The sequence below is a fragment of the Micromonospora sp. LOL_014 genome, assembly GCF_048060245.1.
Taxonomy (GTDB): domain Bacteria; phylum Actinomycetota; class Actinomycetes; order Mycobacteriales; family Micromonosporaceae; genus Micromonospora_E.
Genome location: NZ_JBHMIP010000044.1, coordinates 24,013 through 34,889, shown reverse-complemented (window position 1 = coordinate 34,889; position 10,877 = coordinate 24,013). Strand labels below are relative to the sequence as shown.

Below are 10,877 nucleotides of genomic sequence, written 5' to 3'. Positions count from 1 at the left end.
CCGTTTCCCGCCTGGTCAACCCACTCAAGGGCGTCTCGTCGCGCCGCCCGCGGCAGGAGTTCCCCGACCTCGCACGCCACTACCACCGGGCCAACAAGCTCTGGTCGGGCTCGTACTTCGCCGGCTCCGGCGGCGGCGCGCCACCGAGCATCGTGAAGCAGTACATCGAGCAGCAGGACCGGCCAGGTTAGAGCACTGCTCGGGCCCTGGCGGCCCTCCCAGCGCGGGCCTTCACCCCCGGGCCTGAAGGCCGGAGCACTGGCCCGCATTCCGGTAGCCGGCGGGCGGCGTCGGGGCGCTGCCAGGCGGGGTCGGCGGTCAGCGGCACGAACGCCTTGGCTGCGTAGGCGAGGTCCCACAGCCGGGTGCCCGGCGCGGCGGTGTCCCAGTCGATGAAGGCCCAGCGGTCGCCGACGACCAGGTTCCAGGGCGCGAGGTCGTGGTGGACGACCAGATCGGTGCCGTCGGGTGGGATGAGCCGCCGCCAGACGGCACCCGGTGGTGGGGTGAAGCTGGCGGCCGCGTCGTGCAGGTCGCGTACGAGGCGGCCGACCCGGCGCAGGGCCGCGTCTGGGCCGAGCAGGTCGAACCGGTCCGGCCAGGGGACCGTTCCGGGCAGGTAGGTCAGCACCTCGCGGCCGGCGGCGTCGACGCCGAGCGGTCGGGGTGCGCCGCCGAACCCGGCGTCGTGCAGGTGGGCGAGGAAGGCGTGCACAGCGGGGGTCCACGCGCCAGCGGGTCCGGTCGACCGGTTTGTCCCGCGTACGGGACGACTTGACGCTCTCAGGGTTGCGCGCTATAGCTATAAGTAAGTTGAGTCTGCGGGGCTCAACTTGAGGGAGTGAGAAGCCCGCGCCCGTGAGGAGGTCCGACAATGTTGATGCGCACCGACCCGTTCCGGGAGATCGACCGGATCGCCGAGCAGTTCTTCGGCACCACCACCCGTCCGGCCGTCATGCACCTGGACGCCTACCGCGACGGCGACTGGTTCTACGCCGCGTTCGACCTGCCCGGCGTCGACCCGGACAGCATCGAGTGCACCGTGGAACGCAACGTCCTGACGGTGCGTGCCCAGCGCCACCGCCCCACCGGCGACAAGGTCGAACTCGTCGCCGCCGAGCGGCCGATGGGCACCTTCACCCGGCAGCTGTTCCTCGGTGACACCCTCGACACCGACAAGCTGGAGGCCGGCTACGAGGCCGGCGTGCTGACCCTGCGGATCCCGGTGGCGGAGCGCGCCAAGCCGCGCCGGGTCTCGATCAGCGTCGGCGACGACGGCCGCCGGCAGCTCAGCAACTGAAACCCACCCACCGAGTCCCCGCCCGGCGCCGGAGCGCACCGGGCGGGGACTCGTCATGTCCGGCGGGGGACAAGCCGGCAAACGCCTCGCGCCGGTGTCGTCGGCCGGGCATCCTGGGCAGATGATCGACCCCCGGTTGACCGGGCACGTCGCGATCGTGACCGGCGCGAACCAGGGCATCGGCGCGGCGATCGCGCTCGCCCTGGCCACCCAGGGCGCCGCGGTGCTCGCCACGTACCTGCGGATGGACCCGTCCCCCTACGCCGACGATCCGTCGTTTCCCGCTCAGTACGGGCGGGTCCGCGCCCAGGACGCCCGCAGTGTCGTCGACCGGATCGTCGCCGCCGGCGGCAAGGCGGTGGCCGTGGAGGCGGACCTGGCGGATCCGGCCACCCCGGCCCGGCTGTTCGACGAGGCGGCGGCCTCGTTCGGCCCGGTCGACATCCTGGTCAACAACGCCAGCGGCTGGCTCAGCGACACGTTCCGGCCGGACAGCCGGGACCGGTTCGGCCGGCCGTTGACCCACGTCGACGCCGGCACCTTCGACCGCCAGTTCGCCGTCGACGCCCGCGCCCCGGCGCTGCTGATCGCCGAGTTCGCCCGCCGGCACCTGGCCCGTAAGGCCAGCTGGGGGCGGATCGTCGGGTTGACCTCCGGCGGCCCGCACGGCTTCCCCGAGGAGGTGTCGTACGGGGCGGCGAAGGCCGCGCAGGAGAACTACACCATGTCGGCGGCCGCCGAACTCGCCCCGTACGGGGTGACCGCCAACGTGGTGCAGCCGCCGGTCACCGACACCGGCTGGGTGACGCCGGAGGTGGAGAAGCAGCTCACCGGTTCGAGTCCGCTGAGCCGTATCGCCCGCCCGGAGGACGTCGCGGAGGTCGTCACCCTGCTCGCCTCGCACCAGGCCCGTTACGTGACCGGCCAGATCGTCCGGATGTCCTGACGGCGCCGTACCGCGTGTCGCGGCCGCCCGGGCAGGCGTCAGGGTCAGGTTCAGCGCGGAAAGATCACGTACGGCGTTTCGGCGTCGTCGGCGGCACCGGCTTTGGCATCCTGCTGCGATGCGCCAACGAACCACCCCCGGTCTCGTCCCCCGGCCGGTCGACCGCGGCCTGACCGCCGCCACCGCCCCGGTCGACTTCACCGAGGCGTGGCTGCGCAACCGTCGGCTGTCCGAGCACACCCGGGCCGCCTACCGCCGGGACGTGACGGGCTGGTTGTCGTGGTGTTCCGCGACTGGACTCGACCCGCTGCAGGCGTCGTTCCTGGACGTCAACGCGTACGCCCGGGCGTTGGAGGCCACCGTCGACCAGCGCAGCGGACGGCTGCTGACCCCGGCGACGGTGGCCCGGAAACTGTCCGCCATGTCCAGCTGGTACGCGTTCCTGGTGCGGCTGCGGGCGGTGCCGGCCAACCCGGTGACCGACGCGGACCGGCCGCGGATCGACCGGGACCATTCGGCGACTGTCGGGTTGAGCCCCGACCAGGTCGACGCGTTGTTCGCGGCGGCCCGCGCCGACACCGGGGCGAGCGGTGCGCGCAACCTCGCCGTGTTGGCGTTGCTGGCCGATCTGGGGCTGCGTGTCGGTGAACTGGTCAGCCTGGATGTCGCCGACGTCGGCGACGAGCGGGGGCACCGCAGTGTCCGGTTCGTCGGCAAGGGCGGCCGGGCCCGCCGCCGGGCGCTGGCGCCGGACACCGCGGCGGCGCTCGACGCGTACCTGGCTGGCCGGGCCCGAGCCGCCGGTGTCGCGGCCGATGCGCTCGACGGCCCGCTGCTGGCCACCGCCAGCGGCGCGCGGCTGGACCGGCACGCCGTGTTCCGGCTGGTCCGGCGGCTGGCCCGGGCCGCCGGTCTGCCGGCGTGGGACCGGCTGTCGCCGCACTCGCTGCGGCACGCGTTCGCCACCACCGCCCGCGCCGAAGGGGTGCCACTGGAGGACGTGCAGGACGCGATGGGGCACGCCGACCCACGGACCACCCGCCGGTACGACCGGGACCGGTACAACCTGGATCGGGATCCTGCGTACCGGATCGCGGCGGCGCGGACCGCCCGCGCCGCCGCGTCCGGCTGAGCGTCTCACCCGATCCGGTGGGTCACCGTTGCCGCTGCTGGTCGTCGTGGCCGCGCAGCGAACCGGCGTGGGCGCGAGCGGTCGGGTCGCGGTGGACCTTGACCAGGCTGGCGACGACGGTGACGGTGAGGATCACCAGGATCAGTCCCAGCGACACCGGGGTCTGCACCTCGGGGACCCGGTCGTCGAGGGTGTGGCCCCAGTGCAGCACCAGTTTGACGCCGATCAGCGCGAGCACCAGCGCCAGCCCGGTGGACAGGTAGACCAGCCGGTCCAGCAGACCCTTCACCAGGAAGAACAGTGCCCGCAGCCCGATCAGGGCGAAGGCGTTGGCGACGAAGACGATGTACGGCTGCTGGGTGACACCGAACACGGCGGGGATCGAGTCGAGGGCGAACAGCAGGTCGGTGCTGCCGATCGCGATCAGCACGATGAACAGTGGGGTGACGACACGGCGACCGTCGAGGCGGGTGACGAGCCGCCCGTCGACGTAGTCCGGTGTCACCGGCAGCACCCGCCGGGTGGCGCGGACCAGCACGTTGTCGTCGACCTGCGGGTCCTCGTTGCGGTGCCGGAACAGCTGCACGGCGGTGAAGATCAGCAGAAGGCCGAAGACCAGGAACATGAAGGAGAACAGGTTAAGCAGGGTGGCGCCGGCGGCGATGAAGATCGCCCGCAGGACCAGCGCGGCGATGATGCCGAAGGTGAGCACCTTGTGCTGATGTTCCTCGGGAACAGCGAAGGTGCTGATGATGATGACGAAGACGAACAGGTTGTCGACGGACAGGCTCTTCTCCACCAGGTAGCCGGCGAAGTACTCGGTGCCGTAGTCACCGCCGGCCCAGGCCATGAACACCAGGCCGAACACGACGGCGACCGCGACGTAGAACACCGACCAGGCGACCGCCTCACCGAACCCGACGGCGTGCGGTCGGATCGCCGCGACCGCCAGGTCGAGGGTGAGCAGCGCGATGATGACGACGAGCGTGACGGCCCACACGCCCGGGCCGATCTCCAGCGAACCCATGTCAGAGATCGTGCACCTGTCGGCGGCGTCGCGCGCGCTGACACATGGCATTGGTGGACAATCCGGGACGTTGCGCTACGATGTCCGGCCGCCGGGTGGTGCGCGGCCGCGCAGGCTCGGTTGCTCATGGCCGCCGGTCCGCCCGGGTCGGCCGATGATCGATCCTCCTCGCCACGCACAGCCGTTACTACCCGACGGCAACCTGTGGTGGGTTTCGCTGGCAGCGTGACGGTCTTCCGCGTCGTCGGGCCGGGCGGCACAGTGGTGGTATGCGACTGCTGATGCTGGGCGGCACCGGGTTCGTCGGCCGGTGCGTCGTCGAGGACGCGCTGGCGCGCGGCTGGTCGGTCACCGTGCTGCACCGCGGCCGCCGGCCGGCGCCGGCCGGCGCGCAGGTGCTCGTCGGCGACCGGACGGCCGCCGACGGTTTCGCCGCACTGCGCACCGGTGACTGGGACCTGGCCGTCGACACCTGGGCCGGCGCGCCGTCGGTGGTCCGCGACGCGGCCCGGCTGCTACGCGACCGGGTCCGGCACTACACGTACGTGTCGAGCCGCTCGGTGTACGCGTACCCGCCGCCGGCCGGGCTCGACGAGACCGGGCCGCTGGTCGACGCCGACGACGGCGACGGCGGCGACGTCCCCTACGCCCGCGCCAAACGCGGCGGTGAACTCGCCGCGGTCGCCGCCTTCGGCGACCGGACGCTGCTGGCCCGGGCCGGGCTGATCCTCGGCCCGTACGAGGACGTCGGTCGGCTGCCGTGGTGGCTGCACCGCGTCGCCCGGGGCGGCGACGTGCCCGCCCCCGGGCCGCCCGACCTGCCGCTGCAGTACGTCGACGCCCGGGACCTGGCGGCCTGGCTGCTCGATACGGCCGCCGCCGGTGTCGGCGGGCCGGTCAACGTGGTCAGCCCGCGCGGCCACACCACGATGGGCGAGCTGCTGACCCACTGCGTCGACGTGACCGGGTCGTCCGCCCGGCTGCGCTGGGTCGACCCGGCGGCGGTGGCCGCCGCCGGTGTCGCGCCCTGGACGGAGCTGCCGATCTGGCTGCCCCCGGGTGAGCTGCACGACGCGCTGCACCACGGCGACGTGTCCCGGGCACTGGCCACCGGGCTGCGCTGCCGGCCGGCGGCCGAGACCGTCGCCGACACCTGGGCCTGGCTGGTCGGCGTGGACCACCGTCCGGCGCTGCGGACCGACCTGCCGCCGCTGGGGCTCGACGCGGGTCAGGAGGCCGCGCTGCTCGCCGCCGCCGGACCGGATCCGTCCGTCAGTTGACGGTTCGCCCGGCCGGGGCCGAGGTCGCCGGTGCGGTGGTGCCGGCGGCACAGCACCTGGTACCGCACGTCGGAGTGGTCGACGGTGTCACCGATCACCACCTGCTCGCCGTGGCGGGCCACCACACCGTCGACGACTCGGGCGTTGAGCAGGCCCTGCCGGCCGCACCAGCACAGCACCTCGACCTGGATGCGGCACACCTCGTCGGCGATCTCGAACAGCCGCTGCGCGGCCGGGAACAGCACCGACCGGAAGTCACTGGCCAGCCCGAACGCGAACACGTCGACGTCGTAGCCGTCGACCAGGTCGGCCATCTGTCCGACCTGGTCGACGGTGTAGAAACACGCCTCGTCGCAGATCAGGTAGTCGACCCGAGTGCCGTCCGCCCACCGGCCGCGCACCAGCGCCACCAGGTCCAGGTCGTCGGTGACCTCGATCGCCGAGTGGGCCAGCCCGATCCGGGTGGTTACCTGCGGCCCCATCGACCGGTCGTTGCGGGTCAGCACCAGACCCCGGCGGCCCTGCCGGGCGTGGTTGTGGTCCATCTGCAGGGCCAGCGTCGATTTGCCGCAGTCCATCGGACCCCAAAAGAACTTCAACGCCGCCCCGTGCCGTAGCCGTCCGTCGCCGGCGGCCAGGCAGGCGGTCGCCAACGCGGACTGGTCGCCGCCGCCCGGCCCGGCTGTCCTCGGCTGACTGTCGTCGGTCACGACCGGGCAGCTTACTAGCCGTTTCCGTCGGCACCGGCAGCCCGGGTCGCGTTGTCTGGCCGGGCGGCGATGTCGGACCACTGTGGCAGGATCTGCCGCCATGTTCCCCCGCACCTGGACCCTGACCCACATCGAACGTGTCATCCGTACCGCCTGGTCCGCCGACACCTGCGATCCGACCGACCTGGCGGACTGGCACACCGGCAACCCGGCCCGCGGCCAGTGCGGCGTCACCGCGCTGGTGCTGCACGACCTGCTCGGCGGTGAGCTGCTGGTCGGGCAGGTCAGCGCCGGCGGGCGACGGACCGGCCAGCACTGGTGGAACCGGCTCGGCGTGGTCGAGATCGACCTGACCCGAGACCAGTTCGGCCCGCACGAGCGGATCAGCGGCGGGACGGTCGTCGACCGGCCGGACGGTCCGCCGCGCCGCTGCCGCGAACAGTACGAGACGCTGCGTACCCGGGTGTTGAAGCAGCTTGGTGCCGACACCTCGGTGGCGACCGGCCGATAGCATCCCCGCCGGCGGCGTACGCACGTCGGCGCCATCCCGGGAGAGGACATCAGGACCGTGAACGGACCGGTACGGCTCGCCGTCGACCTGGGCACCACGCACACCGTCGCGGTGGTCCGCCGTGGCGACGAGCCACCCCGGCCGCTGCTGTTCGACGGCACTCCGCTGCTGGCCTCCGGGGTCTGCGTCGACGCCGCCGGTGGCGTCCACAGCGGACGTGACGCGCAGCGGTTGGCCGCCGGGGAGCCGCACCGGTTCGAGCCGCACCCGAAACGGCGCGTCGACGACGGCTCGGTGCTGCTGGGCGACCGGGAGCTGCCGGTCGCGCAACTGCTGGCGGTGACCCTGCGCCGGGTCGCCGCCGAGGCCGCGACCGCAGGCGTGCATCCGGTCGGCGGCACCGTGCTGACCTGCCCCGCCGACTGGGGTACCCCGCGTCGGGACCTGCTGCGGGCGGCCGCCACGGCCGCCGGGCTGGGCCCGGTGCGCCTGCTCGACGAGCCGATCGCGGCCGCCACCTACTGCGTCCGGGTGCTGGGCCGGCAGGTGCCGCCGGGCGGCACCCTGGCCGTGTTCGACTTCGGCGGCGGCACCCTCGACGTGGCGGTGGTCCGCAACGAGCCTGCGGTGGGCGGGGCCGGCGGGCTGCGGGTGCTGGCCACCGGCGGGCTCGACGACCTCGGTGGGCTCGACGTCGACGAGGCGCTGGTCGCCCACCTCGGTCACCTGGTCGCGGTCCGGGACCCGCAGCTGTGGCAGCGGCTCAGCCGGCCGGTGACCGCCGCCGACCGCCGTGACCGGCTTGCCTTCTGGTCCGAGGTGCGGGCCGCGAAGGAGATGCTGTCGCGGGCCTCGGCGGCACCGGTGACGGTGCCCGGGCGGGACGATCCGATGCATCTGACCCGGGAGGAGCTGGACCGCATCGCCGGGCCGCTGGTCGACCGGGCGGTCGACGAGACCCGCCGGGTGCTGCAGCTGGCCGGGGTCGATCCGGCGCGGCTGGCCGGGCTGCTGCTGGTCGGCGGGGCGAGCCGGATGCCGCTGGTCGCCAGCCGGTTGCACGCCCGGCTCGGGGTAGCCCCGTCGGTGCCGGAGCAGCCGGAGCTGCCGGTGGGGTTCGGTGCGCTGCACCACACGCCGTCGGCGGACGTCGTGGCACCGTCGACCGCCGCCCCGGCCGCGCCGCACCTTGCGCGGCCGGGGCCACCGGTGCCCGGCCCTATCGAACGGGCGGCTGGCGGCGATCTGCCGTCGCCGCCGGCACGTCGGCGCCGTCGCGGCCGGGCGGTCACGGCGGTCGCCGCAGCCGTGGCGGTGACGCTTGCCGTCGGGATCGGCCTGACCGACGGCTGGCTGCTCGACCGGATCACCGGCGGCGACGACGGCGGCGACCCGGTCGGGACCAACCTGATCGGCGGCCTGCTCGGTCGCGACGACGACGGCGGGACCGGGGACACCGCAGGCGGCCTGACCGAGGTCCACCAGGTGACGCTGCCCGCCGGCACCGGCGGGTCGACGGTCACCCTCGCCGGTGACCTCGCCGTGTACGCGGCGGTCGCCGTCGGCGGCACCACCGTCACCGCGGTACCGGCCGGCGGCGGCGACCCGGCCTGGACCGCGACGGTGGACGTCGAACCGACGGAGGTGCGGCTCACCGCCGTCGGTGGGCTGCTCGTCGTCGACGCCGTCGACTCGGCGACCGACGGCGGCGACGACATGCGGGTCGTGCTCGACGCCGCCGACGGCACGGTGCGGTGGAAACGCAGCTGGCAGGACCGTACCGACGTGGTCCGGCTGGGCACCGACGTGATCGTCGAGATCAAGGACGGCATCTTCGACAACGCGGTCGCCCGGGTCGACCTGACCACCGGGGAGCAGCGGTGGCGACGTGAGGCCCCCGACGACGACCTGCTGGTTCTCGACGCGTCGCGGATCCGGGCGGCGACCCGGTGGACCGGCGCGGTCCCCGTCGAGGACGCCGGTGTGCTGCCGGCCTCCGGGTACGGGCTGCGGGACAACCGGCACGCCGAGCTGGGCCGCGTCGTCGAGTTGAGTGAGGGCAGCGGCCGGGGGTTCGTGCTGGACACCGGCGACGGCGACCCGGTCGCCAGCGGCGACCTGCCGTTGGACCACGACGCGTGGACCGTCTACGAAGGGCTCGCGATCGGCCGGCTGTCCGACACCGCGTCGCCGGGACGGGCCGTGCTGGCCGCGTACGACCTCGACGGGTTCACCCGCGCGTGGGACGTGCCGCTGCCGGCCGGTGACACCATCGAACTGGTCAAGCCGTGCGGGGAGCGACTGGTGTGCGCGGCGGTCGAGGGCGGCACGTACCGCACGATCGCCGTCGACATCGGCACCGGCGACGAGAAGTGGAACCGCACAAGCGAGTTCGGATTCGAGGACAACTGGTACGCGGTGCCGGGTGGGCTCGTCTTCGGTGACCAGACGTTCGGCACGGTCGACGACTTCTGCCTGCTCGACGAGGACGGTGGGGAGATCACCGCCGCCGAAGACACCCGGTCGGCGGCGGCGGTGGCCGACGGCCGGGTGGTGGTGCTGGGCCACCGGATCGACACGGCGTCGAGGACCGCTGTGCCGCAGGTGTCCGTGTGGGACGCGGCGACCGGTCGACGGACCGCGCCGGTCGATGTCGGCACCGACCTGGTGGACAGCCGGGTGACGCACGCGGTGGTCAGCGGCGACACCGTCGCGGTGGTCACCGCCGACCATCAGGTGCGGGTGCTGTCCGTGACCGGGACCGGCTGAGTGGGCGGCCGTCGGGCCGCCCACTCAGGGCACGGTCAGTAGACGTTGACCCCGTACACCGACAGCGCCTCGGCCACCGGCTGGTGGTAGGCGCGGCACTCGGCCCGGTTGCTGCCCGAGTGCAGACCCAGCGCGGTGGTGCCGGCGAACACCGCGCCGCCACTGTCGCCCTTGTCCGCGCACAGGCTGGTCTGGAACAGCCCGGTCACCGGACCTGCCGAGTAGTTGACGGTGACGTTGACCGCGACGACCGGGCCGGTGGTGACCCCGGTGGTGCTGCCGCTCTTGCTGACCGTCTGCCCCACGTACGGGTTACCGGCGCCGGTGATGTCCCGCAACGTCCCGTCGTACAGGTTGACCGCCCCGGGCCGGTTGACGGTGGTGTCGACCCAGCGAACCAGGCCGAAGTCGTCACCGGGGAAGTTGCTGGCCACCGTGGTGCCGGCGGCGGCGACCCCGTCGACCATCCACTGCGTCCGCGACTCGGTGCAGTGCCCGGCGGTGAGGAAACCCGGCCGGCCGGCGCTGTCGTACACGTTGAACCCGAGCGAGCAGCGGCCGTTGGAGTAGATCGGGTCGCCGCCGGCGGCGGTGGTCTCCACCGTGCCGGCGACGCGTTCGACGCGGACCGCGTCGCCGAAGCGGGCCGCGACCGCCTCGACCAGCGCCAGCCGGGTGTCGGTGACGGTCGCGTCGACCGAGACCACGACCTGGTTGCTGACCGGGTCGGCGTACCAACTGGTCCCTGGCACAGCCGCCGACCGCGACAGAGCACCGGTGACCCGGGCCAGGTCGCCGGAACCCCGATCGACGGTCCGGGCCACCCCACCCGCGGCCCGCACCACCCGGGCGGCCGTCTCATCGGTCACGGTCACGACCAGGTCACCGGTGACCTCGTCCCGGTACGCCCCGGCGGACCGGTCACCCAGCCGGTCGGCCAGCGCCAGGGCGGCCTCACCGCCGAGTTCGGGGGCGGGCCCGGCGGCAGCGGCCGCCGGACTGGCCAGCAGGCCACCGACCAGTACGGCGGCGGCAGCCAACGCGGAGCCGATCTGTCTGATCGGCGTGGATATATCCCTCACACAGTCCTCCTGCGATCTGGTGAACGTGAGATGTCCGGTCAGGACGGCGATCATCATCGCCGCTGGCGGCGGCGCTGAACACCGTGCCATTGCCCATTTGTGGGCGACTTCCGGCCACGT

Annotated in this window: 11 protein-coding genes; 7 read left to right on the top strand and 4 right to left on the bottom strand. The window is 73.5% G+C overall.

The window, feature by feature from the left end:
- Positions 1–191, top strand: a 191-nt coding sequence (locus ACFHW1_RS27145) for an IS200/IS605 family transposase (protein WP_416616463.1), incomplete at its 5' end; no start/stop codon positions are given.
- On the opposite strand, the gene ACFHW1_RS27140 is transcribed toward ACFHW1_RS27145, so the two are convergent.
- Positions 188–715, bottom strand: a complete 528-nt coding sequence (locus ACFHW1_RS27140; protein ID WP_416555985.1) for a phosphotransferase — start codon at positions 713–715, stop codon at positions 188–190. The two genes, ACFHW1_RS27145 and ACFHW1_RS27140, sit on opposite strands and share 4 nt — an antisense overlap.
- 159 nt (positions 716–874) lie before the next feature.
- Between ACFHW1_RS27140 and ACFHW1_RS27135 the strand changes: the two genes are divergently transcribed.
- The 3 genes from ACFHW1_RS27135 (at position 875) to ACFHW1_RS27125 (ending at position 3,378) form a co-directional block, all read left to right on the top strand.
- The gene (locus ACFHW1_RS27135) at positions 875–1,300 is read left to right on the top strand and encodes an Hsp20/alpha crystallin family protein (protein ID WP_281567351.1); all 426 of its coding nucleotides are present in this window, start codon (positions 875–877) and stop codon (positions 1,298–1,300) included.
- 121 nt (positions 1,301–1,421) lie between these two features.
- On the top strand, positions 1,422–2,246 hold the full coding sequence (locus tag ACFHW1_RS27130) for an SDR family NAD(P)-dependent oxidoreductase (protein WP_416616462.1): 825 nt from the start codon (positions 1,422–1,424) through the stop codon (positions 2,244–2,246).
- Positions 2,247–2,364: 118 nt separating this feature from the next.
- Complete coding sequence (locus ACFHW1_RS27125) at positions 2,365–3,378, top strand: tyrosine-type recombinase/integrase (RefSeq protein ID WP_416555983.1); 1,014 nt, start codon at positions 2,365–2,367, stop codon at positions 3,376–3,378.
- A 22-nt stretch (positions 3,379–3,400) separates the two neighbouring features.
- On the opposite strand, the gene ACFHW1_RS27120 is transcribed toward ACFHW1_RS27125, so the two are convergent.
- Positions 3,401–4,405 (bottom strand): TerC/Alx family metal homeostasis membrane protein, encoded by a 1,005-nt coding sequence (locus tag ACFHW1_RS27120; protein ID WP_416555982.1) that lies wholly within the window; start codon positions 4,403–4,405, stop codon positions 3,401–3,403.
- Between the two features lie 269 nt (positions 4,406–4,674).
- On the opposite strand from ACFHW1_RS27120, the gene ACFHW1_RS27115 reads away from it, so the two are divergent.
- Positions 4,675–5,685 carry a reductase gene (locus ACFHW1_RS27115; RefSeq protein WP_416616460.1) on the top strand — a complete coding sequence of 337 codons (1,011 nt, stop codon included), beginning with the start codon at positions 4,675–4,677 and terminating at the stop codon, positions 5,683–5,685.
- Here the strand turns inward: ACFHW1_RS27115 and ACFHW1_RS27110 are convergent.
- Positions 5,634–6,338, bottom strand: a complete 705-nt coding sequence (locus ACFHW1_RS27110) for a thymidine kinase (protein WP_416555991.1) — start codon at positions 6,336–6,338, stop codon at positions 5,634–5,636. The two genes, ACFHW1_RS27115 and ACFHW1_RS27110, sit on opposite strands and share 52 nt — an antisense overlap.
- 157 nt (positions 6,339–6,495) lie before the next feature.
- On the opposite strand from ACFHW1_RS27110, the gene ACFHW1_RS27105 reads away from it, so the two are divergent.
- Positions 6,496–6,906: a hypothetical protein gene (locus tag ACFHW1_RS27105; protein WP_416616458.1), complete on the top strand. Its 411-nt coding sequence runs from the start codon at positions 6,496–6,498 to the stop codon at positions 6,904–6,906.
- Positions 6,907–6,963: 57 nt separating this feature from the next.
- Complete coding sequence (locus ACFHW1_RS27100) at positions 6,964–9,675, top strand: Hsp70 family protein (protein WP_416616456.1); 2,712 nt, start codon at positions 6,964–6,966, stop codon at positions 9,673–9,675.
- Between the two features lie 35 nt (positions 9,676–9,710).
- Here the strand turns inward: ACFHW1_RS27100 and ACFHW1_RS27095 are convergent, their stop codons facing one another.
- On the bottom strand, positions 9,711–10,757 hold the full coding sequence (locus ACFHW1_RS27095; protein WP_416555978.1) for a S1 family peptidase: 1,047 nt from the start codon (positions 10,755–10,757) through the stop codon (positions 9,711–9,713).
- Between the last annotated feature and the right edge of the window lie 120 nt (positions 10,758–10,877).

Excerpts from the sequence above, each read along its gene's own strand:
- ACFHW1_RS27135 (WP_281567351.1), top strand. The coding sequence starts at position 875 with ATGTTGATGCGCACCGACCCGTTCCGGGAGATCGACCGGATCGCCGAG.
- ACFHW1_RS27130 (WP_416616462.1), top strand. The coding sequence starts at position 1,422 with ATGATCGACCCCCGGTTGACCGGGCACGTCGCGATCGTGACCGGCGCG.
- ACFHW1_RS27125 (WP_416555983.1), top strand. The coding sequence starts at position 2,365 with ATGCGCCAACGAACCACCCCCGGTCTCGTCCCCCGGCCGGTCGACCGC.
- ACFHW1_RS27120 (WP_416555982.1), bottom strand. The coding sequence starts at position 4,405 with ATGGGTTCGCTGGAGATCGGCCCGGGCGTGTGGGCCGTCACGCTCGTC.
- ACFHW1_RS27115 (WP_416616460.1), top strand. The coding sequence starts at position 4,675 with ATGCGACTGCTGATGCTGGGCGGCACCGGGTTCGTCGGCCGGTGCGTC.
- ACFHW1_RS27105 (WP_416616458.1), top strand. The coding sequence starts at position 6,496 with ATGTTCCCCCGCACCTGGACCCTGACCCACATCGAACGTGTCATCCGT.